Raw genomic sequence first — 20,738 nt, 5'->3', positions numbered from 1 at the left:
TAGCGATGTAGGAGATGCCGATGCTTACGCTTCCCTCCTTTCCCACTCGCGGACGCCGCGTCGCCACGCACCGCGAGATGCTGTCCCTGGCAGACCTCGATGACCATCTCCTGCGCGATATCGGCCTGAGGCGGATTGAGCTCCATGCCGTTCCCGTGGAGCGATTCCTTCCCGCCTGCTGCTCCAGGGTGGCACGTCGCTGGGCCGAGTTCGTCACCCGCCTCCGCAATGTCCTCTCCCCCGAACCCGTCCCCTGCTGCCGATAGCCTCCGAAGGAGCCGCCCCATGCCATCGTTTGATGCCCTCCCCGTTGCCGTCATCGGCGCAGGCCCCGTCGGCCTGGCCGCCGCCGCCCACCTGATCCGGCGCGGCTTGCCCGTGAAGGTCTACGAGGCCGGAGCCACCGTCGCCGCCAACGTGAAGGATTGGGGGCACGTCCGCCTGTTCTCGCCGTGGGAGTACAACACCGACACGGCGGCGCGTGCGCTGCTCCAGGCCCACGGCTGGCAGGAGCCGCCCGGGAAGGCGATGCCGACGGGATCGGACCTGTACGAGGCCTACCTCAAGCCGCTCGCCGCGACGCCCGCGATGGCGGCGGTGATCGAGACCGGCGTGACGGTGAAGGCGATCACCCGCCAGGGCGCCGACAAGGTGCTCAGCAAGGGGCGTGACACCAAGCCGTTCGTGCTCGCCGTCTCGAGCGGCAACGGCACCATCCGGCGCGATCTGGCACAGGCAGTGATCGACGCCTCGGGGACATGGACGGTGCCGAATCCCCTCGGGGCGGGCGGCATCCCCGCGGAGGGTGAGGCCGAACATACGCGTCACATTGCGTACGGCATCCCGGACGTGCTTGGGCGAGACCGCGCCGCCTACGAGGGCAAGACGACCCTCGTCGTCGGCGCCGGGCATTCGGCGGCCAACGTGCTCCTCGACCTCGCGAAGATGGCGGAGCGGGATCCCGCGACGTCCATCGTGTGGGCGACCCGTGGCGCGAACCTGATGCGGGTGTACGGCGGCGGAAGCGCCGACCAACTCCCGGCCCGCGGCGAACTTGGTTCCAGGCTCAGGGCCCTCGTGGACAGCAGGCGGGTCACGCCGGTCTCCGGCTTCTCCGTGGTCCGCGTCAGAGCCGCTGGCGATCAGGTCATCGTTGAGGGCGAGACGGCGAACGGCCTCCGCGAGGTCGGTCCTGTCGACCGGATCGTGGTCTCCACGGGGCAACGCCCGGACCTGACCCTCACCCGCGAGTTGCGGCTCGACCTCGACCCGTGGCTGGAGAGCTCGAAGGCGCTCGGTCCCTTGATCGACCCGAACCTGCACTCGTGCGGATCGGTGCCACCGCATGGCCACCGCGATCTCGCCCATCCTGAGCCGGGCTTCTACACGGTCGGCATCAAGAGCTACGGCCGCGCCCCGACGTTCCTGATGCTGACCGGCTACGAGCAGGTCCGCTCCGTCGTGGCGGCCATTGCCGGAGACCTTGTCGCGGCCGACGACGTACACCTCGTCCTGCCCGAGACGGGCGTGTGCACGACGAACATCCCTGCTGACGGTGTAGCGGCATACTCGGGATGCTGCGGGGGGCCTGTCCCGGCGCAGGTCGACGCCTGCTGCGTCGCCGATGCCGAGGCCAAGGCCGCGGGCAGGTCGGGTTGCGGATGCGGCACGAAGGCGCCGGAAAAGGTTGCGGAACCTGCGGGCTGCTGCTGAGATCGCCCGTGTCAAGTCCTGTGAGTGAGTCCCTGGCGAGCGATCCCGCCAAAACGCAGCCGAGTCCGAGGGCGGTCATCTCCGCCCTCGGCATCACGCAGATTCTCGCCTGGGGATCGTCCTTCTACCTGCCTGCGGTGCTGGCTCAGCCGATCGCCGCCGACACCGGATGGTCGCTCGGCTGGGTCGTGGGCGGGCTGTCGATCGGGCTCCTTGCTGCTGGCCTCGTCGCGCCGCGGGTCGGTCGCACCATCGACCGCAAGGGAGGCCGCCCCGTTCTCATCGGCAGCTCAGTCCTTCTTGGATCGGGCCTTGCGACTTTGGGCTTGGCCCACAGCCTCCCGATCTACCTTGCGGCATGGCTGCTCATGGGCGTCGGCATGGGAGCCGGGCTCTACGACGCCGCCTTTGCCACCCTCGGGCGGCTCTATGGCAAACAGGCCCGACGTGCGATCACCACCCTGACCTTGTGGGGTGGCTTCGCCAGCACCGTCTGCTGGCCCTTGAGCGCCTATCTCGTCGAGCATCTCGGCTGGCGTGGAGCCTGCGCTGTCTATGCGGCACTCCAGATCTTCATCTCACTCCCCCTGCATGCCTTTGTTTTGCCCGGCATCGGCACCGTTAGGCCGGATACCAAGCCGTCAGGGCAGTCCTCCGACGCACCAGCTCCAGCGGTTCTGACAGATGGCAGACGCACGCAGGCCTTTCTGCTGCTCGCAACCGTACTCACCCTCGGTGCCATGACCGCCTCCATGATCGGCGTGCACCTGCTGACCTTCCTGCAATCCCGTGGACTGGAACTCGCGGCAGCCGTTGGTTTAGGGGCACTCGTCGGGCCGTCACAGGTCGGAGCCCGCGTGATCGAGATGGCCTTCGGGCGGCATTACCATCCGATCTGGACGATGGTGGCGTCCGTCACCTTAGTGGCCAGCGGCGTGATCCTGCTGCTCGTCGGCTTTCCCATCCTGGCCTTCGCTCTGGCGCTTTATGGTGCTGGCAACGGGATCGGCTCCATTGCCAAGGGCACCCTCCCCCTCGCTCTGTTCGGACCGTCGGGGTACGCCTCGTTGATGGGCAAGCTGGCCATGCCCAGCCTGCTCGCCCAGGCCTTATCCCCGTCGATTGGGGCTATTCTCATCGACGTCGGCGGACCGGATGCGGCGCTCAGAGTTCTCTCTGGGCTGGCTTGTTTGAACCTCGCCTTCGTGGGTCTGCTGTGGGTAGTCTCACGGCCGACCCTGGCGGCGAAGGTCGTAAGACTGCCCTAGGCGGCCGTAGCCTGAGCGATGGCTTGTCTGCGATCGGACGTACGGCGGTCGTATTCGTCCGCCAGGGCGGACAAGGCGGCTCGGCCATCGCCCGAGAAGGATGGGCCGTGCATCAGTGCCAGCGTCCGTGGCGACAGCGTTGCGAGACTACGGATCGTCGCTCCCATGTCGGGGCTCAGGCTGGAGTACTGGAACAGGTCCTCGGCGGCGATCGCCGGACCGACAATATCGCCCTCGATCAGCGCCGGGCCATGGCCGAGTTGGGTGAAGAGGTCGCCGCACAGCAGGGTTCCGGTCGACTCCTCATAAACCACGCCGGCATCCCACCCGTGCGGGGTGTGCGGGGTATCGATGTAGCGGATCCGCTTGCCGCCGATGTCGATCATCTCGTCGTTCGCCAGCACCCGCGGCGGGCGATCCGACATGTCGTTCAGCGACACCAGACACCCCGTCATCCCATGCGCCACCTGGGCCTGCGGGGCCACGGCCAGCCATTCGTTCATGGCGCCGCACTCATCGGCCTCGTAGTGGCCGAACGTGATCCAGCGAAGATCGCCGACCGGCATGATCCGGGACACCGCTCCGGACACGAGCGGAAACATCTTTCGCAACCCGGTGTGGAACAGGAGCGGCTCGTCGCCGAGCACGAGGAAATGGTTGAAGGTGAAGCCCGCGGGCGGGGCGATGTCCGGCACGAAAACCGAGATCCGATAGATGCCGTCGGCGATTTCGCTGATGTTGGGTTCCATGACTTTCTCCACGCGATCACCCTGGTGGTCGCCACCGGCCGGACTGGGCGACGGTGGACAGCAGTCACATTTGAACGTACAATCATGTGCATCGAAAATAGTGGATGGTCAATATGGCGGCCCAGTGCCGTGTGCCGAAACACACATGACCCGGACATACACCCTCAAGAAGCGTGCGGAACAACAGGCGGGAACCCGACAGAGGATCGTCGAGGCCGCCGTGGACCTGCATGGCAGTGTCGGTCCGGCGCTCACCTCACTCAGCATGATCGCCGAACGGGCTGGTGTTCAGCGGCACACGCTTTACGTCCACTTTCCCGATGAGCGCAGCCTTTTCCTGGCCTGCTCGGGACTGACGCTGGAGCGCGATCCCCTGCCCGATGCGGAGACATGGCGAACCATCGAGGATGGGATCGAGCGCCTCCGGGTCGGCCTTCTTTCCATTTACGGCTGGTACGAGCGCAACGCCGATCTGGCCGCATGCGTGCTGCGGGATGCCGAATACCATCCCCTGACGAAAGAGATCGCCGAGCTGCGGTATGGTCCGTTCATGGCGACATACCAGGAGGTGCTCGGAGCGGACCTGGATAGGACACAGCGGACGGTGCTGAGGCTGGCGCTCAACTTCTTCACATGGCGGACCCTGGTGCGCGAGAGCGGCCTCAAGCAGGAGGCGGCCGTGCGAGTCATGGTCCAAGTGATCGATTGCACCAAGGAAGCGTGACGAAGGGCTATACTGACCAAGTGAACATGCACCCGTTCCACTTCGCGGTCTGACCCAGGCAGCATTCGGCGCCCGTAGCCAGCCCACGCCGAAGTGCGGTAGCGTCGACCTTCCGCAGCATTTTGGCGGGCCGCACCATGGGTGCCTCTCGTTACGAGCCAATCAACGTCTACAAGCCCCTCGCGCCGGATATCGGCATCGTCGATGGCCCATTCGAATACCTGACCGTCGGCGGCATCAGGCTGCCGCTTCCGTTCACGACCCGCATGACCGTGGTGCGGCTGTCGAACGGCGACCTCTTCCTCCATTCGCCGATCAGGTTCGACGAGGGATTGGCCAAGGAGTTGGAGCGGCTGGGCACGATGCGTCATCTCGTGTCGCCGAACCAATTCCACTATGCGCACATCGGGGAATGGGCGCGGGCGTTTCCCGGAGCGATCGCGTGGGCGTCGCCACGGGTGCGCCAACGGGCACGGGCCCGGCACGTGGACATCAACTTCACGAGGGATCTCGATGCCCATGCGCCCGAGGAATGGCGCGGAGAGATCGACCAACTGCTTTTCCCCGGCGGCTATTTCAAGGAGATCGTTTTCTTCCACAAGGCTTCGAGGACGCTGGTCCTCACCGATACGATCATCAATCTCGAATTGGACAAGATGTCCGATCCCTGGCGAACGGCCGCCAAGCTCACCGGGATGTACCATCCCTACGGTCAGATCTTCTTCGGCATGCGGCTGCCGCTCCTCCTCCAACGGCACAAGGCACAGGCGGCGATCGGCAAGATCCACTCCTGGCAGCCGCAGCGCATTGTGCTCAGCCATGGCCGCTGCTTTGAGGCCGATGCCGATGAGGTCATCCGACGGATATTCGGCGGCCCGGTCCCTTGAGGCAGTGTGTCGGTGTGAGCGCCCTGACCGGCCGCAGGTCATGCAAAACGGAAGGGTCTCAGTTGCAGATGATCCGGCGCCCTTGAGGCTGCCCGCACCAGCAGGCGGACCTGCTCGGTGGAAGGACCCGGCGCATGCAAATGTCGTGGCGGGATAGACCGTCGTGCACATATCCGACGCACCAGAACCGTTCCGTCCGTCGCGCGTACCAAGGATTCAGGGACGGGTGGCTTTCCACTGCTTGCCATCGTTCGCGTGCTCCTGGTTTCCCCGGCGGCAGCAACCTCGGAGACCGCACAAGCCTAATACAACGGAAAGGGGAGGCAATGGATCGTGCTATGCCTTCAGTCCCTGCACGACAGGCTTGCGGAATTGAGCCACGGCGGGGATCAACGCCAGAACGCAGCCAAGGCCGAGGACCGTGCCTGCAAGAGCCAACTCCGGCCCCCCAACCTGCGGAACGAAAACAATTCCCGTTTCCTGTGCCAAGAACGACGAGACGACATACGCCAGTCCCACGCCCGTGATGAGACCGGCAACGGTCCCTGAAACGACGATGGCTCCCAGATAGCACCAGATCGTCGCGAGGATGAAGAAGCGTGAAGCGCCGATCGCCCGAAGGACCGCGAACTGGCGCTGGTACAGATCCATCAGTGCAACGACCCCGGCGATGATGGCCAGGATCACGAGGATCTGCGTGGCGGTGGTGAGATAGCTCATGACCTGCCGCACGTCCCCCATTACCCCGTAGAGCTGGATCAGCACCTCGGCAGGAAAGAAGGCGGTCGATTCCGTCGTTCTATACGCATTCCGCAAGCCATAGGCGGCCGCAAAGGACTCCGGCTTCAAGACGACTGCCGGAACGCCCGGGAGCAGCGCGGGATCATAGGGTCCACCGATCGCCTCCGAACCTTTCGGATGTCCGGTCGGGAGGCCATGAACCTCCCAGTTGTACTCGACCGGGACGACAATAGCCCGGTCCCAGGGACTTGCCGTAGGTTTCATGCGGCCGACGACGCTCAGCTCCCATCCATGTTCATGAGCACTATCCCCCACAGTCGCAGGCCCGTGGCCGTGGGTCGGACGAAAGCGGTGGCCGACGGGCAAATCCACGGCGGCACCGACAACGGCCTCCGATCGCGTCGCAAAGGCGCGACCTTCAGCCATCCCGTCGGCCAGATGGCTCACGAACCGCGCGCTCGTGCCAACGACCGGAATGCCTTGGAAGCTGTCCCCGAAGGCAATCGGCGCAGCAATGGTGGCCTTCGGCTCCGCCAGGATCCTTGCGAGTGATGGACCCGGAATCAGTTCGATGGCACTCGGTTGAAGGAAGATGGTGCTCAGGACAATGTCGGTTTGACTTCCAGGTGCGGCAACGATCAGGTCGAACTTGTCGACCGCCCGGGCTGCGCCCCGGCGAAGCGCCCGCTCCTGCGCCGTGAGAGCGACGCCCAGGGCGACGGCCGCCGCAATCAACGTGAGGAACAGGAAAAACGACAGGCGGTTGGCCCGAATGGTGGCACGGACGACCGGCAAAGGATTCATCTGCTTATACCTGAACTGCCCCGGCCGCAGCCATGTGGCCATGTTCCATGTGGAGGCGGACCGGCGCACGCTCGATCAGCCGCGGATCGTGGGAAACGGCGATGATGGTTCTTCCCGCGGACGCCGCGAGTTCGCTCAAGTCATCGAGGATGCGGGAGCTGGCCGCCTCATCGAGGCTCGCCGTCGGCTCGTCCGCCAGGATGATCGGCGGGTCGAAGAGAAGGGCGCGGGCCAACGCCACGCGTTGCTGTTCCCCGCGGGACAGGTCCAACACCCGTCGCCGCGCCGTCGGAACGGCGAACTGCTCCAGAAGAGCCTGCGCACGATCCCTCAAGTCCGCCGGGGCACGAAAGTTCTCGAACCAGGCCGGAAGGAGCGCGTTGTCGAGCGGGGACATTTCCTGGATAAGATGGAAATCCTGGAAGACGAAACCGAAATGATGGCGGCGAAAGCGGTCCCTTGCACGCTCGCCCAAGTGCGAGATGTTGGTCCCGCCCCAGCGGATCGCACCGCTATCAGACGAGATCAATCCGGCAAGCGCATAGAGAAGTGTCGATTTGCCCGCACCGGATGGACCCGTGATGACGGCGAATGAGCCGGCACCGAGATGCCAATGCGGCAGATCCACGATCCTCAGCGTTCCCCCGCCCGAGTCCCGGAAGCTGATTTGCAGATCCAAAACATCCAGTTCCAGGGCTCTGGGAGCCTTCGGCACCATCGGCTCAGGCCCTCTTGAACGTCGCATCGACGATCCGGATGAGGCTCAGGAACCCGGTCTCGGGATCCGTCTTGCTGCCCAGCTCAAGTGTTCCCGATACCTCGATGAGGATGTTGAAATCGATCGGGGTGAGCAATGATGATGTGTTGACTACGACGATGTCGTCAGGCCACTCGATCTCCGAGCCGCAGAACGGGCAGGACGCCATCGGCATCTTGGTCAGCACGAAGAACTTCGCCTCCGCCTTCAACGGCGGCGCCATGAAACCCCGCATCGTGACATTCTGCCGGGTGAGCTCGTTCAGGCGTGGGGAGAATTGTCCCTGACGAACATACAGGTCCCCGAAGGTCAGGGGCGTTGCGGCCTGTGCGGTCTTCGCAAGCAACGGAGTCGCGAGCAGTGCGAGAAGCTGCCGACGGTTGATCATTGAAACCCTACCTTCCAAACGACTGAGGTGGGCAGAGCGCTTCGCACGCTCAGGCCCACCTCCTCACGTTATCGGCCTGCACTACTTGGCGGCGTGCCGCTCTGTCAGCTTCGTCGCATGATCCATGATGTGGAACACGGTGTTCTGCTCCATGGTACCCTGAAAGAGATGAGCCCAAGGTCCTACGGCGTAGACGGCCACGTCATCACCGGCGTGGGTTTCGCTCTCGATCGGCACCAGCGCCTGCTGGATGAAGTCGGGCGCCTTGGTGTCGACGTTCGACAGATCGGCACGGGCCTGGTCCTTGATCGCGCCGGGACCGTTCGTATAGGCGAGCGTCGTGTAGGGCTTGCCATCTGTGCCCTTCGACATCTCGCCCTTCTCGTCGACGACAACGCCGAGAATCGGATTCCCGCGCTTGGGATAACCGCTCATCGTAAGGGTGTGGCTGTGATCCGCCGTGACCACAATGAGGGTCTCGTCGAGATTCACCTTTTCCATCGCACGCTTGATGGCTGCATCGAACGCCAACGTGTCCTCAAGGGCCCGATGGGCGTTTCCTGCGTGATGGGCATGGTCGATTCGTCCACCCTCGACCATCAGGAAGAAGCCCCGCTCGTTCTGCGCGAGCATGTCGATGGCCTTCGAGGCCATGTCTGCCAGCGAGGGCTCGCCACCCTTGTCCTTGGCGCGATCGGACTCGTACTCCATGTGGGAGCGCTCGAAGACACCGAGGAGATGCTTGGTGTTCTTGATGTCGATCTTGTCGAATTGATCCTTGTTCCAGACGACCGCGCCGGAATTCGAGTAGCGGTCGGTCCATGCCTTCAGGAGGTCCTGACCGTCCTTGCGGTTGCCCTTGCGGCCGTCATCTTCCGGGTCATTGGCGTCTGTTGGCAGGAAGTGCTGGCGCCCTCCCCCCAATGCGACTTCGAGGCCATCGCCGTGCGGCCACTTGACGAGCTGCTGGGCGATATCCATGACACCTGCCGCCTTGCATTCCGCCGGCATGGCACTCTCGTCCTCCCAGTCGCGATAGGCGGTGTGGGAGTAAACGGCGGCCGGAGTGGCGTGCGTGATCTTCGCGGTCGACACTACACCCGTCGACAGGCCGGCCCGCTCGGCCATCGCGGCGAGCGACATCACTTCCTGGCCACGAGCGGCCATGCAGTCCTTTTCCTTAACGGACGAGTTCATGCCGATCACGCCGTTCTGGAGTTTGACGCCGGACATCATGGCCGAGGCCGTCGGCGCCGAGTCGGACACCTGTCCATTGTGCGAGTAGGTCTTCGTCAATCCAACATAAGGAAATCTATCGATGGCCAGGCTGTTGGACTCCCCGTCGACGCCCCGCTTCTGTCCATCCAAGATCCGGGATGCCGTAACCGTCGCGACGCTCATGCCGTCGCCCACGAACAGGATGATGTTCTTTGCACGCCCCGTGCGCGGCGCCGCCCCGAGACGCCTGGCAAGTTCTTCCTTGCCGGTGGTGTAATAGGCATCGTTCGCCTGAGGGATTGTTTGGGAGTAGGCTCCGGTGCTCAAGGCAAAGAGCGAAATGCCGGCTGCAAACGCAGCATTGCGAATGGTCATGGGAATCTCCTGGGCCGGGGACCGTGTCGGTCGGGACACCTCATGGCGATAGGAACTCTCAATGACACTGGCGTGACAGACTGCGTGTCCTGCCTCGATTTTCATGCCGCTTCGTGCCGCGGTAACGTGCGGAGCACCGGAAGGCGTGCGCTCACCGTCAGTGACTGTGACCCGCATGGCTATGTTGGCGGGCGTTGGGCTTCATCACCTCCCCCTTCACACGCAATTCGCCGGCCCTTTCGAATTTGAGGACAAGATCGAATTCTTGATCAATGCCCAGAGGCCGCTTCAGTCCTTCGAGACGGATAGCAAATCCATCGGGATCCAGCCGCAGCCGGCCTCGTGCAGGAACACCAGCAGATCCAAGCGGCTGCGCGACTACGGTGTCTCCGCGGGTAGACAGGCCCACGATCGCGGCCGTCTCGGCATCTTGGCTCACAACACCAATAAGGCGATCCTCGCCTCCTCGGTTCTCGATGTCGAGGAACACGTCAGCGGGCTTTTTGGGATCAGAGACAGCCCTGGTCCAGACATGGACGACCTTGATGGCGCCGGCCTGAGCAGTATGGTGGTCCCCAGCGGCCGCAACGGGCCCCGCAGCCCCCACGAAGGAAAGAACCCCAACGGCGCAACCCAAACGGAATATATCCAGCATGATCGCTCCCCAAGCTAATCGTTCCGATAGCTGGGTTTGATGATGGAGCTGTGACACTTCCCTCTGACAATTGCGACTTGATGGTGCGTTCAAGCGGGCCGGACCTAATCGAGGGCACTCAGGACGGCATCGAAGGTCAACAAGATGGAAGCATGACGGGCGTTGACGTTTCGGGCCGGCAGAAATGCCTCGGCATCGCTCCACTTCCCTGTGGGTGGCACGCCATTGTCCTTCAGCATCGCGTAGATCGCCTGCCGGACAGCACGCAGTTCCTTCGCCGTCGAGCCAATCACATTCCGTGCCATGATCGAGGACGATGCCTGCCCGAGCGCGCAGGCCCTGACCTCGTGCGCGAAGGAGGTCACGACCTCGTCCGTGACTGTGAGATCCACCGTGACGGTCGAGCCACATAGCCGCGAATGAGCTGTGGCACTGGCATCCGCCGCCGGCAACCTGCCGAGGAGGGGAATGTCAGCGGCGAGTTCGAGGACGCGACGGTTGTACAAGTCGTTCAGCACGACGTCTCCTGTTCCCATCCGCGCACTTGCCAGACCTCAGCCCCCGGTCATGCTCATGTGGCGCGCAACCGCTGGCCGCGTGTGCCGCCTGTCGATGATGAAGTCGTGTCCTTTAGGCTTGCGGGCAATCGCGTCCGTGATCGCCTGCTCCAAGCGCTCGTTCCCCTCGGACATCCGCAGCGGCGTCCGGAGGTCAGCCGCGTCCTCCTGACCCAAACACATGAAGAGCTGGCCCGTGCAGGTCAGGCGGACCCTGTTGCAGCTTTCGCAGAAGTTGTGGGTCATCGGCGTGATGAACCCTAGCTTCCCGCCCGTTTCACTCACCCACACGTATCGCGCAGGTCCGCCCGTGCGATCGTCGAGGTCGTCGAGCGTGTACAATCCGGACAGGCGCGCCCGCACGACCGACAACGGCAGGTATTGGTCGAGGCGGCTCGGCTCGATGTCGCCGAGCGGCATCACCTCGATCAGGGTCAGGTCCATGCCGCGCCCGTGTGCCCATTCCATCAGGGTTCCGATCTCGTCCTCGTTGACGCCCTTGAGGGCGACCGTGTTGACCTTCACGCGCAGGCCCGCTGCCTGCGCGGCGTCGATCCCGGCCAGCACCTGTGCGAGGTCGCCCCAGCGCGTGATGCTCCTGAATTTCTCGGCATCGAGCGTGTCGACCGAGACGTTCACACGTCTCACGCCGCAATCGGCGAGTTCGGCGGCGAAGCGCCCGAGCTGGGAGCCGTTGGTCGTCAGGGTGAGCTCGTCGAGGGCACCCGAGACCAGGTGGCGCGACAGCGAACGGAACAGGCCCAGCACGTCGCGCCGCACGAGCGGCTCGCCGCCCGTGATCCGCAGCTTGCGCACGCCGTGCGCGACGAACGCCGAGCAGACGCGGTCGAGCTCGTGCAGGGTCAGCAGGTCCCGCTTCGGCAGGAACGTCATGTGCTCCGACATGCAGTAGACGCAGCGGAAGTCGCAGCGATCCGTCACCGAGACGCGCAGGTACGTGATGGCACGTCCGAACGGATCGATCAGCCCGGGATGCCGGGTCGGCTCCCGTTGTACGGATACGCGTTCCTTGGTGAGCAGCATCAAGGATTCCTCGCCACCTGTTCATTGCCGGGGCCGCGGCTCCCGCGAGGGGCCGGACGTGCCCGCCCGGCCCTTGCGGGGAAAGCCTACGAGACCTTGTACTCCTTCGACTTGAACGACAGGCCCTTCACCGCCTCCGGCGCGTCCGCGATCTTGCGGATGTTGCCCCAGGTCTGCTTGTAGTTCGGGATGATGAACTCGTTCACCCCGGCCGAGACCACGTTGCCCTGCACGCCCATCGGGTAGGCGAACAGCATGAAGGTCTGTTTCGGCTTCGCCGCCTCGGTGGGATAGGCCATTGCCTGCGTCGAGCCGTTGTCGTTGTAGACCTCGACCAGGTCGCCCGGCTTCAGGTTGAGCTCCGCCATGTCGCGCGGATTCATCTCGATGAACGGGAACGGCCAGCGGTCCATGACGAGGTCGTTCTCCTGGTCGAGATAGGCGCTCTGCCAGACATGGTTGGTGCGTCCGTTGTTGATCAGGAACGCGAACTTGTCCTTCTCCGCCTGCTTGCCCGCAGCCTGCAAGCCGCGCCATTGCGTCTCCATGAAGATGGCCTTGCCGTCCTTCGTGTTGAACTTCCCATCCGCGTAGAGCCGCTTCGTGCCGATGATGCGTTCGGTCCCGCCTGTCGGAGCAGGAGCCGCCGCTGAACCCGTCGCGGCCTGCTGCACGGGCTCCTTGCCGCGGGCACCCTCGATCGCCGGCCCCTGCACCACCATGCCGGGCTGCTGCCCCGTGGTCGTCCCGCCCGGTGAGCTGCCGGTGCCGACCGGGCCGCCCTCGATCCCGACCGCCGGCTCCTGGAAACCGTTCGTGCCCATCGCCCTGAGACGGGCGTAGGTCACGAACTCGCCGCCCTTCTCGTGCTGGTGGTAGCCGTCCATGAAGGCGTCTTCCTCGGTCTTCCAGTCGAAGCCCTTGAAGCGGTCGGCGACGTCCGTCTTGCCCGTCTCGCGGAAGACCCGCTCCAGGTTGTTGGCGATCCGCGCCGCGATCAGGCAGTCCGGCATGGCCCGGCCGGGCGGATCCATGTAGCGCTCGGTGAGCCGCATGCGCCGCTCGCCGTTCATCGACGTCAGGTTCATCTCGCCCGACGTCGCGGCCGGCAGCCAGATGTGGCTGGCCTGCCCGATCTGGGTCGGGATGATGTCGACGTCGACCGAGAACAGGCCACCCTTGCGGATCGCGTCCATGATCGCCGCGACCATCGCGGGGCGGTCGCCCCACGGTACGGCCGAAATGGCGTCCTTCACCAGGTCGGTCCGCTTCTTGTAGGCCTGCTTGAACTGGAGCGCGTTCAGCGTCGTCTTGTAGTGGTCGCAGCCCCAGATGTGGTGCACGCCGCCCTTGCCGTTGATCAGGAGCTGGTCGACGTATGCCGCGGGCCGGCCGACGTGGGCGTCGGCCGGCCGGGAATAGCCCTCCTGATGGCCGCCGAGGCGGACGCAGCCGCCGCCGGGACGACCGATGTTGCCCGTCGCAAGAGCGACGTTCACCAGCGCACCGTTGGTGCGGTAGTTGTCGTTGCCCCAGATCAGGCCCTTCTCGTAGGCGAACATGGTACGGCGACGGGCTCCGCCGGCCTTTGGTTGAGCGATCCACTCCGCCGATTGCCGGATCTGGTCGACCGTGAGGCCGGTGATCTGCGCCGCCTCCTCCAGGCTCGTCCGGTTGCCGGCAATCGCCTTGTCGAAGTCCTTCGTCGAGGCGTCGATGAAGGACTTATCGACCCAGCCCTTCTCCGCGATGTAGGTCAGCCAGGCGTTGAACAGCGCGAGGTCCGTGCCCGAGTTGATCGCCAGGTGCATCACCCGGTCCTTGCCGGCCTCGACCTCGCAGGCGTTGATCGTCACCGTGCGACGTGGATCGACAACGATGACGCGGGCGGGCTCGTGCGGCTCGCCCGGCAACTGCGCGTTCTTCTTGTCCGCGGACATCCCGCGCAGGTTCGGGATCCAGTGGTTCAGGAAGTAGTTGGTCTGGGTCTCGAGCGAGTTCGCGCCGACAACCACGATCGTGTCGGCGAGTTCGGCGTCCTCGTAGCAGTTGTTCAACTCGCCGACGCCCATGTCACGTGTCGCGTGGACCTCCGAATTGTAGGCGGGCCTGTTGTGGATGCGGATGTTCTTCACCTTCATGGCGGTGAAGTAGAGCTTGCCCGTGCCCCAGGTGTTCTCGTAGCCGCCACCGGCCCCGCCATGGTCGAAGGCGGATACGAACAGGCCGTCCTCGCCCTGCTCGTTGATGACCGCGGCGGTCACGCGGGCGACGAGGTCGAGGGCGTCGTCCCAGCTCGTCGGCTGCATCTGGCCGTAGCGCCAGACCATCGGATCGGTCAGACGTTGCTGCTCGGTGTTGCGCACGGGCGAGTAGGACATCTCCGCCATCCGGGCACCGCGGATCGAGCCGAGGCCCGAGTTCACGACGCAGTCCTTGTCGGGCTTGATGACGATGTGGACGTCCTTCCCGTCCTGCCGGACGACGTTGTACATCGCGGGCGCATACCAGGCCTCGGTTTCGGCGCCCTGCTGCTTGGCGAGATCGACGCCGAATTTGTTGCCGGATGGGTCTGTGGTGCCCTGTCGGTCGATGTCCCAGGTGTAGGCCTTGTAGCCGCATCCGACGATGCAGTAGTGACACACCACGTTGTGTTCCCTGGCGTCCGCCGGAATGATCGGAAGGCGGTCGATCTGTCGCTTGTAGGCCATCTCAGCCTCCCTCAGAGCACGTTGGACAGGCGGCCGTAGAGGAGCTCGTCGAGCCCTTCCGCGTAGATGTCGCCCTTGTCGTCGACCCGCAGCGAGTACTGCGGCAGGTTCTGGGTCGCGTGGCCCCAGGTCTCCTGCCCGCCGGCCTCGCAGTCGAAGACCGAGTAGTGGCTGGAGCAGTTCAGGGTCTTGGTCTGGGCGTTGTAGGCGAGCGGATAGCCCTTGTGCGGGCAGATCGTCGTGAAGCCGACGATGTCGCCGTCGGGACCGATGCCACCCTCGACCCGCTTCCCGAGCTTGAGCAGGACACCGGGCGCATCTGGATCGGGGTACGCGACGTCCACTGGCTCGTTGAGCTTGAGGTCCTTCACGTTGCCGAGACGGTTGGACGGATAGGCCACCCTGGCCGTCGGTACCGCGGCCTTGGCTTCCGCCGTGGGCAGGACGGCATTGGCGGCCGCCCCTGCGGCGGCAAGGCCGGCGCCGGACAGGAACCGCCGGCGGCCGAGATCGACGAGCAGATCGCAGCGTTTCATGGATTTCCTCCCGCGTGTCTTGTTGCGGAAGGCCATGTTGCAAGGAGCGTGCCAAGCGTTGCCTGCCGCTATCCGCCCCGTGGCCCCACGGGATCGACGGGTGATCCGCTCCCGCGATCGCCGGAAATCCGAACGTCGGCGCTCTCCATGTTCGGATTTCCGAACGTCCCCTTGCCTGCCGACCCGTCGATCCGGTGGCGGCGCATCTTCTCCCACATGGTCGTCCGCGAGATCCCGAGCATGCCGGCCGCCGCGTTGATGACGCCGCCGTTCAGGCGCAGCGCCCGCAGGATCTCCCGCCGCTCGGCCTCGTCCCGGACCGCCTCCAGGCCGCCCACCCGCGGCGCGGCATCGCCCCGCCTCCCGGCCCGTTCCGGGAACAGGTCGCCCGGCGTGATCCATGGTCCTGGTGACAGGGCGACCGCGCGTTCGATCCGGTTGCGCAGCTCACGCACGTTTCCCGGCCAGGCATGTGCCTTGAGCTCCTCAAGGGCAAGGCCGCTGAAGCCCGCCAGCTCGACTCCGGCATCGGCCGAAAAAACGTCTGCGAAGCGAACCGCCAGCCACTCGACATCGTCCGGACGCTCCCGCAGCGGCGGGACAGGCACGGTCAGGACGTTGATCCGGTAGTACAGGTCCTCGCGGAACTCGCCCGCCCTGATCCGGGCTGCCAGGTCGGCATTGGTGGCGCAGACGAGCCGGGCCTTGAACGGGACCTCGCTCTCGCCCCCGAGGCGATGGAAGGTGCGGTCCTCCAGCAACCGGAGGAGCTTGGTCTGCAACTTCAGGTCCAGCTCGCCGATCTCGTCCAGGAACAGGATGCCGTCGCGGGCGCGCTCGGCGTACCCGAGATGGCGGGCGGAAGCGCCCGTGAAGGCTCCCTTCTCATGCCCGAACAGCTCGCTCTCCATCAGGTCCCTCGGGATCGCCGCGCAGTTCACGGCCACGAAGGGACCGGGCGCGGGAGCGCGTAGCCCGTGGAGGTAGCGGGCGCACACCTCCTTGCCGACACCCGTCTCCCCGGTCAGCAGGACGGGCGCGGAGAGATGCCCGATGCGCTGGAGCAGCCGTTGGGTGTCGAGCATCTGCCGGCTGATCCCGAGGACGGCGGCGCCGGATGGCACCGTCGGACGGAGCAATTGCCCGAGCCGACTCAGGAAGGCGCTCATCTCGAACGGCTTCGTCAGGTAGTCGCTGGCCCCGTTGCGCATGAGCCTGACGGCCTGGTCGATGTCGGCGTGTCCCGTGACGAACAGGAACGGCGGTCCCTCAGGCATGGACGAGGCGATGCGGAACACGTCCTCGCCGGTGCCGTCCGGCAGGCGGATGTCACAGACAACGAGGTCGGGGGACGACGTCCCGAGGTTATCGACGGCGGCCCGGCAGTCCTGCCACCAGATGACGTTGGCCCCCTCCAGGGAGAGGCGGTCGGCCAGCGACTCGCCCATGATCGGATCGTCCTCGACCAGCGCGATGGTCCGTCCCTCAAGCGACATTGGCGGTTCCCTCCTCATCCTCGAGCGGGATCGTGATGCGAACGACGGTCCCGGCCGGAATTCGCGGCAGCGCCGCGACCGTGCCGCCGACCTCCTTGACCAGGCGATGCACCATCCAGAGGCCAAGCCCGCCCCCGGAGCCCGAGAGAGGCTTGTTCCCCGGATCCGTCAGCGCGTGTCGTGCGCCCACGGGAAGGCCGGGTCCCATATCCTCGATGGTGACGACGAAGCACGGGCCTTCGACGTGGGCCTCGAACGCGACCTGGCTTCCCTCCGGCGTCGCCCGGCAGGCGTTGAGAAGGACATTGAGCAGCACCTGCCGGACGACCGAGGGCGACATGGGCAGTTCGTCGTAACCCTCGTTGACCCACCGGAGCATCAACCGCTTGCGCCGGACCTCGGGCTCGACCAGCAGCCTGAGGTCATCGATGTCGGCCCGCTTGAGCGAATGGACGTCACGGTCGGCCCGGTAGGTCACGAGCGTCGTGCGTACCACGTCGCGGATGCCCTTCAGCCCCCGCTCGATCAGGTCGATCGTGCGGCGGCGGACGTCGCCGCGTTCCCCATGCTCCTTCAAGGTGTCGAGGGCGTTGAAGAGGCCGCCGAGCGGATTATTGATCTCGTGCGCCATCCCGGACGCCAGGCGACCGAGGCTGGCCAGCCGCTCTTCCTCGACGAGCTGGCGCGAGAGTGCCTCCCGCTCCCGCGCGGCCTCGGCCATGCGATTGAAGGCCCCGAACAGGCGGCGGAACTCGACCGGGGCTTTGTCCAGGAAGGAATCCGGAATGGGTTCGACCTGTCCCTGCATGCCGGTCTCGAGGTGAGACGCCAGAACCCGGACCGGCCGCATCATGCGTCGGACGACGAGCCAGGCCGCCAGCGCGAGAACGAACGTCAGCACCGCGTTGGTGACGATGAGGGACAGCAGGACCGAGCGCCGCTCGGCCAGGAGTGGGGCGATGTCGAAGGCGGCATGCACCGAGCCGACGACGGTGCCGCCGGAGGACAGGTCCCGGCGCGCGACGGCACGGGCCTCGTCGGCGCGCACAACGATCATCGGCGCCATGGCCCGCTGGGGCAGGAACGAGGGCGGCAGGGCCGACAGGGACGGATGGACCCGCGGGTCGGACGACGCGAGCACCCGCCCGTCGGCGAGCGCGACGACGGTCTCGGTCAGCTTGAGCCCGGCATGGGTCTGGCGCGCCCGGTCGACGATGTCGAACGCCTCCCAGACGTCCTCTCGGACCACCGGGTCGACGAGCGACGACGCGAGGCCGTCGAGGTAGATCGCGGCCAGGTCGCCGAGATGCTTGGTCTGCGCCTCCTGGAAGCGGGTGAGCACCCGCTCGGACACGAACACGGCGACCGCCGCCATGAACACCGTCACCACCAGCGGGATCTTGACGGCCATGGGAAGGCGGAGCGCGATCATCCGGCCCCTCCCCGCACGACCGCCATCTCGGCGGCGATCATGTCGTAGAGGCCGGGCGCCTCTATGCTGAACCCGTCCAGGCGCAGCAACCGCAGGACGGCCTGGCCGTCCGGGTGGTCGGCCATCCGGACGAGCGCGGTCCGCAGCGCCTCGGTCCTGGAAGCGTCCATGATGCTGGCCGCGCAGGCGATCGGCGGGAACCCCATGGGCTCGGACTGGCGGATGACCTTGGTCGGGGCAATGAGATCCGGCTCGGTCTCGCGCATGACTTCGTAGACGTAGCCGTCGACGCTGCCGCTCATGGCCAGTCCGGACGCGACGGCGCGGATGACGTTCCGGTGGCCGTAGGTGAAGATCGTCCGGCCGAAGAACCGCTCCGGCGTCCGGTTGTCCCGGGCGAGCGCCGCCGCGGTCACCAGCCAGCCCGAGTTGCTGTCTGGGTCGGAGAAGGCGTGGACGTCACCCTTCAGGGCCTTGAGACCATCCGCTTGCCTGTCCCGTCCGGTGATGAGGTAGGAGCGGTAGAGCGGCCTGCCGCGCCAGACCGGGACCGCGACGAGCGCCAGCCTCGGCTGGTTCGCCACGAACGGGTAGCCGCAGATCCAGGCCGCGTCGAGCTGTCCCGAGAGGAGGAGCGAGGTGATCTCCTGGTACGTGCGCCGTGTGACCAGCCGGACCGGGAAGCCCGTCGCGTGCTCCAGGTACGAGCGCAGGCGGTCGAGAAGCTCGAGGTCGGAGGTGAGGAAGACCGGGGTCAGGCCGAACCTGAGTTCTTCGGGCGCGGCAACGGCTGGGGGAACGCCGGTCACCGTTGCCAGTGCCAGGATGCCTGAAACCACCTCCCGGCGTGAAAGCCCGGGGCGATCCATCGCTTCCTCCCATCCGGATACCCGGAAAGTCTTTTGCCGGACATGCTATGCCCGAAGCTGCCAGGAGAGCAAGGCGACGCTTCTGTATCAGCCCTTTGGGTTAAAGGGTTGGCAGGCCGCTGCCCTTTCCTATCTCAGCCATTCGCCGCGGACTTTTTCCCGCGTGTGAGCAGTTCTTGCGGATGGCCTTGCCGGACGACGGTCCGCTTGGCTCGTACGCCGGAAAGACGTCGATTTTGTCGAGGGGGGTTGCCCCGAGCAATAAGGTCTTCAGAATGGAACAGGGGCCGGGTTTCTGGACTAATGGTATTCGGCTGGGACCCTCCGCTCGCTTGTCACGATGACGTAGCATGGACTAGCCCCTGCGCTCGGGAAATCTCAGATTGGTTGCAGTCAGCCGCATCATCGGAATGACCGCAACGGGTCATCCTTTCACCTTCCAGTCACCCAAGGGACGTCGGCTCATGACCGCGGAAGCGGACCAAGCGCTTACGTCTCTGGAGTGCCAAAAGGCGTCATTCGCCAGAATTCGGTCTGGGAGCAGATACTTGTTTCGCCGCATGACGCCACTCCATCGATGGCGTCCCGCCTTTCCATACCTGAAGTCTCATCGCGCATGCCTTCAGGACGGCGGCAACGGACATCACTGCCACGATCGATGAGACGATCTGGAACAGCCCCTCGTAGCCGTATGCCGCGATCAACGGCGTGCTCAGGAGGGGCGAACAGAACTGACCGATGAACACGGAAGCGGTCAGGATCCCGCCAGCCATCCCTCTCCTCCGGATTGGCGTAATCCCCAGGGCAAGGGTCACGAAGCCCGGCGAGACCAGTGCGTAGCCCGCTCCGATGGCTGAGGCCGCGACGAACCACACTGGAGGTGTCGAAGCATGGGCCAGCAGCAGAAACCCGGTTGCCATCGCACCATACCCCAACGCGAAGATGCCGACATGTCCGATGGCCTGCTGGACCCGGCCATACAGCAGCGCGAAACAGCCGCCCGAGAGCATCAGGACGCCAAGCGCCGATCCGGTCATCACCGGGCTATCGTAGCCAGCCCGCTCGAAGAAGAACGACAACTGGGTCGGCATGACGAAGAAGATCATGTTCGTGACGGCCTGAAGGAGCACGAGCGACGCGAGGGCGAAACCCCATGACGAGGGGGTCGGAGAGTTGTCCTGCGGGCTGGCGCCGGGATCGGATGAGGTCCGTTGCGGGTCGACGACGACCTTCCACATCAATGGCAGGAAGAGCGCGGCAACTCCGTAGATGGCAAAGGGCAGACGCGGCGAGATCACGGCAAACCATCCGGCGAGCGAGATGAACGCGAGTCCGCCGAAATTGCGGGCCGATATCTGAAGCCTGTCAGCGCGTTTCGGCCGGCACCGGTGAAGTAGTCGCCGACGAGCGCGGTCTGGGCCGTCATGATGAGGGCGACGGCGTCCCCCAGGATCAGTCGGCTGACAAAGATGGCCGGAAGATCAGGAAGGAGCAGTCCTGCGCATCCGGCCAGCACGAAGAGACCGACCCCGGTCAGGAGCATCCGTCGCCGACCGTACCGATCGGCGACGATACCCGCGAACGGCGCGAGGATGGCAACGGCGATTGAAGGTGCAGGCACCAGCAGCCGCACCAGCATCGCGGCGTTCGGATCATCCGCGAACAGGCGCTCTAGCCCGGGGAGCGCGGGACTGATGGTGGCGTTGGCCATGGTCGTGAGCGATGCCGCCATCAGCAGCACCACGGCTCGTGGATCATGCCAGACGGGCTTACGGGATTGATAGGGTGCCATGGCGTTCCTCTTGCTCAAATCG

General features: G+C 65.3%; 20 protein-coding genes. 5 read left to right on the top strand and 15 right to left on the bottom strand.

Going from position 1 to position 20,738, the window contains the following annotated elements; all coding sequences use genetic code 11:
* Positions 1-20: 20 nt before the first annotated feature.
* Genes JO965_RS34720 through JO965_RS34710 form a run of 3 tightly spaced genes read left to right on the top strand, consistent with a single transcriptional unit; the run spans position 21 to position 2,981 of the window.
* Complete coding sequence (locus JO965_RS34720) at positions 21-266, top strand: DUF1127 domain-containing protein (RefSeq protein WP_203446508.1); 246 nt, start codon at positions 21-23, stop codon at positions 264-266.
* Between the two features lie 19 nt (positions 267-285).
* Positions 286-1,713 (top strand): NAD(P)-binding domain-containing protein, encoded by a 1,428-nt coding sequence (locus JO965_RS34715; RefSeq protein WP_203446685.1) that lies wholly within the window; start codon positions 286-288, stop codon positions 1,711-1,713.
* A 32-nt stretch (positions 1,714-1,745) separates the two neighbouring features.
* The gene (locus tag JO965_RS34710) at positions 1,746-2,981 is read left to right on the top strand and encodes an MFS transporter (RefSeq protein WP_246777192.1); all 1,236 of its coding nucleotides are present in this window, start codon (positions 1,746-1,748) and stop codon (positions 2,979-2,981) included.
* On the opposite strand, the gene JO965_RS34705 is transcribed toward JO965_RS34710, so the two are convergent.
* Positions 2,978-3,730, bottom strand: a complete 753-nt coding sequence (locus tag JO965_RS34705) for an MBL fold metallo-hydrolase (RefSeq protein WP_203446506.1) — start codon at positions 3,728-3,730, stop codon at positions 2,978-2,980. The two genes, JO965_RS34710 and JO965_RS34705, sit on opposite strands and share 4 nt — an antisense overlap.
* A 145-nt stretch (positions 3,731-3,875) precedes the next feature.
* Between JO965_RS34705 and JO965_RS34700 the strand changes: the two genes are divergently transcribed.
* Both JO965_RS34700 and JO965_RS34695 read left to right on the top strand, forming a co-directional pair.
* On the top strand, positions 3,876-4,454 hold the full coding sequence (locus tag JO965_RS34700; RefSeq protein ID WP_203446505.1) for a TetR/AcrR family transcriptional regulator: 579 nt from the start codon (positions 3,876-3,878) through the stop codon (positions 4,452-4,454).
* 137 nt (positions 4,455-4,591) lie between these two features.
* Positions 4,592-5,341, top strand: a complete 750-nt coding sequence (locus JO965_RS34695; protein WP_203446504.1) for a DUF4336 domain-containing protein — start codon at positions 4,592-4,594, stop codon at positions 5,339-5,341.
* A gap of 336 nt (positions 5,342-5,677) precedes the next feature.
* Here JO965_RS34695 and JO965_RS34690 read toward each other — a convergent pair whose 3' ends face one another.
* From JO965_RS34690 to JO965_RS48440, 14 genes are all read right to left on the bottom strand, one after another.
* Positions 5,678-6,886 (bottom strand): FtsX-like permease family protein, encoded by a 1,209-nt coding sequence (locus JO965_RS34690; protein WP_203446503.1) that lies wholly within the window; start codon positions 6,884-6,886, stop codon positions 5,678-5,680.
* 4 nt (positions 6,887-6,890) lie between these two features.
* Positions 6,891-7,604 (bottom strand): ABC transporter ATP-binding protein, encoded by a 714-nt coding sequence (locus tag JO965_RS34685; protein ID WP_203446502.1) that lies wholly within the window; start codon positions 7,602-7,604, stop codon positions 6,891-6,893.
* A 4-nt stretch (positions 7,605-7,608) separates the two neighbouring features.
* Positions 7,609-8,031: a hypothetical protein gene (locus JO965_RS34680; protein WP_203446501.1), complete on the bottom strand. Its 423-nt coding sequence runs from the start codon at positions 8,029-8,031 to the stop codon at positions 7,609-7,611.
* A gap of 81 nt (positions 8,032-8,112) precedes the next feature.
* Positions 8,113-9,624 carry an alkaline phosphatase gene (locus tag JO965_RS34675; RefSeq protein ID WP_203446500.1) on the bottom strand — a complete coding sequence of 504 codons (1,512 nt, stop codon included), beginning with the start codon at positions 9,622-9,624 and terminating at the stop codon, positions 8,113-8,115.
* A 157-nt stretch (positions 9,625-9,781) separates the two neighbouring features.
* The gene (locus JO965_RS34670) at positions 9,782-10,279 is read right to left on the bottom strand and encodes a copper chaperone PCu(A)C (protein WP_203446499.1); all 498 of its coding nucleotides are present in this window, start codon (positions 10,277-10,279) and stop codon (positions 9,782-9,784) included.
* Positions 10,280-10,383: 104 nt separating this feature from the next.
* Complete coding sequence (locus JO965_RS34665; protein ID WP_203446498.1) at positions 10,384-10,797, bottom strand: iron-sulfur cluster assembly scaffold protein; 414 nt, start codon at positions 10,795-10,797, stop codon at positions 10,384-10,386.
* Positions 10,798-10,833: 36 nt separating this feature from the next.
* Positions 10,834-11,880, bottom strand: coding sequence for a GTP 3',8-cyclase MoaA (gene moaA, locus JO965_RS34660; RefSeq protein ID WP_203446497.1), 1,047 nt, complete (start codon positions 11,878-11,880; stop codon positions 10,834-10,836).
* An 86-nt stretch (positions 11,881-11,966) separates the two neighbouring features.
* Positions 11,967-14,591 (bottom strand): arsenate reductase (azurin) large subunit, encoded by a 2,625-nt coding sequence (locus JO965_RS34655; RefSeq protein ID WP_203446496.1) that lies wholly within the window; start codon positions 14,589-14,591, stop codon positions 11,967-11,969.
* A gap of 11 nt (positions 14,592-14,602) precedes the next feature.
* Positions 14,603-15,127: an arsenate reductase (azurin) small subunit gene (locus JO965_RS34650; RefSeq protein ID WP_203446495.1), complete on the bottom strand. Its 525-nt coding sequence runs from the start codon at positions 15,125-15,127 to the stop codon at positions 14,603-14,605.
* A gap of 68 nt (positions 15,128-15,195) precedes the next feature.
* Positions 15,196-16,623: a sigma-54 dependent transcriptional regulator gene (locus tag JO965_RS34645; protein WP_203446494.1), complete on the bottom strand. Its 1,428-nt coding sequence runs from the start codon at positions 16,621-16,623 to the stop codon at positions 15,196-15,198.
* Positions 16,613-18,055 carry a sensor histidine kinase gene (locus JO965_RS34640; protein WP_246777177.1) on the bottom strand — a complete coding sequence of 481 codons (1,443 nt, stop codon included), beginning with the start codon at positions 18,053-18,055 and terminating at the stop codon, positions 16,613-16,615. The genes JO965_RS34645 and JO965_RS34640 overlap by 11 nt, the downstream gene beginning before the upstream one ends.
* Complete coding sequence (locus JO965_RS34635) at positions 18,052-18,924, bottom strand: PhnD/SsuA/transferrin family substrate-binding protein (protein ID WP_203446493.1); 873 nt, start codon at positions 18,922-18,924, stop codon at positions 18,052-18,054. The genes JO965_RS34640 and JO965_RS34635 overlap by 4 nt, the downstream gene beginning before the upstream one ends.
* A 515-nt stretch (positions 18,925-19,439) precedes the next feature.
* Positions 19,440-20,222, bottom strand: coding sequence for an MFS transporter (locus JO965_RS48445; RefSeq protein WP_246777176.1), 783 nt, complete (start codon positions 20,220-20,222; stop codon positions 19,440-19,442).
* Entirely contained in the window at positions 20,219-20,716 is a 498-nt protein-coding gene (locus JO965_RS48440) for an MFS transporter (protein ID WP_246777175.1), read from the bottom strand. Before JO965_RS48440 ends, JO965_RS48445 begins: the two co-directional genes overlap by 4 nt.
* Positions 20,717-20,738: the final 22 nt, after the last annotated feature.

Source organism: Microvirga sp. VF16, from assembly GCF_016864375.1.
Classification (GTDB): domain Bacteria; phylum Pseudomonadota; class Alphaproteobacteria; order Rhizobiales; family Beijerinckiaceae; genus Microvirga.
The sequence above is the reverse complement of the archived record's forward strand: the minus strand, read 5'-3'. Positions and strand labels throughout refer to the sequence as shown.

What these genes read in the sequence shown, in the direction of transcription:
- JO965_RS34635 (WP_203446493.1), bottom strand. Translation starts at nt 18,924, where the DNA reads ATGGATCGCCCCGGGCTTTCACGCCGGGAGGTGGTTTCAGGCATCCTG.
- JO965_RS34675 (WP_203446500.1), bottom strand. Translation starts at nt 9,624, where the DNA reads ATGACCATTCGCAATGCTGCGTTTGCAGCCGGCATTTCGCTCTTTGCC.
- JO965_RS48440 (WP_246777175.1), bottom strand. Translation starts at nt 20,716, where the DNA reads ATGGCACCCTATCAATCCCGTAAGCCCGTCTGGCATGATCCACGAGCC.
- JO965_RS34655 (WP_203446496.1), bottom strand. Translation starts at nt 14,591, where the DNA reads ATGGCCTACAAGCGACAGATCGACCGCCTTCCGATCATTCCGGCGGAC.
- JO965_RS34650 (WP_203446495.1), bottom strand. Translation starts at nt 15,127, where the DNA reads ATGAAACGCTGCGATCTGCTCGTCGATCTCGGCCGCCGGCGGTTCCTG.
- JO965_RS34720 (WP_203446508.1), top strand. Translation starts at nt 21, where the DNA reads ATGCTTACGCTTCCCTCCTTTCCCACTCGCGGACGCCGCGTCGCCACG.
- JO965_RS34670 (WP_203446499.1), bottom strand. Translation starts at nt 10,279, where the DNA reads ATGCTGGATATATTCCGTTTGGGTTGCGCCGTTGGGGTTCTTTCCTTC.
- JO965_RS34690 (WP_203446503.1), bottom strand. Translation starts at nt 6,886, where the DNA reads ATGAATCCTTTGCCGGTCGTCCGTGCCACCATTCGGGCCAACCGCCTG.
- JO965_RS34715 (WP_203446685.1), top strand. Translation starts at nt 286, where the DNA reads ATGCCATCGTTTGATGCCCTCCCCGTTGCCGTCATCGGCGCAGGCCCC.
- JO965_RS34705 (WP_203446506.1), bottom strand. Translation starts at nt 3,730, where the DNA reads ATGGAACCCAACATCAGCGAAATCGCCGACGGCATCTATCGGATCTCG.
- JO965_RS34695 (WP_203446504.1), top strand. Translation starts at nt 4,592, where the DNA reads ATGGGTGCCTCTCGTTACGAGCCAATCAACGTCTACAAGCCCCTCGCG.
- JO965_RS34645 (WP_203446494.1), bottom strand. Translation starts at nt 16,623, where the DNA reads ATGTCGCTTGAGGGACGGACCATCGCGCTGGTCGAGGACGATCCGATC.
- moaA (WP_203446497.1), bottom strand. Translation starts at nt 11,880, where the DNA reads ATGCTGCTCACCAAGGAACGCGTATCCGTACAACGGGAGCCGACCCGG.
- JO965_RS34685 (WP_203446502.1), bottom strand. Translation starts at nt 7,604, where the DNA reads ATGGTGCCGAAGGCTCCCAGAGCCCTGGAACTGGATGTTTTGGATCTG.
- JO965_RS34680 (WP_203446501.1), bottom strand. Translation starts at nt 8,031, where the DNA reads ATGATCAACCGTCGGCAGCTTCTCGCACTGCTCGCGACTCCGTTGCTT.
- JO965_RS34640 (WP_246777177.1), bottom strand. Translation starts at nt 18,055, where the DNA reads ATGATCGCGCTCCGCCTTCCCATGGCCGTCAAGATCCCGCTGGTGGTG.
- JO965_RS34700 (WP_203446505.1), top strand. Translation starts at nt 3,876, where the DNA reads ATGACCCGGACATACACCCTCAAGAAGCGTGCGGAACAACAGGCGGGA.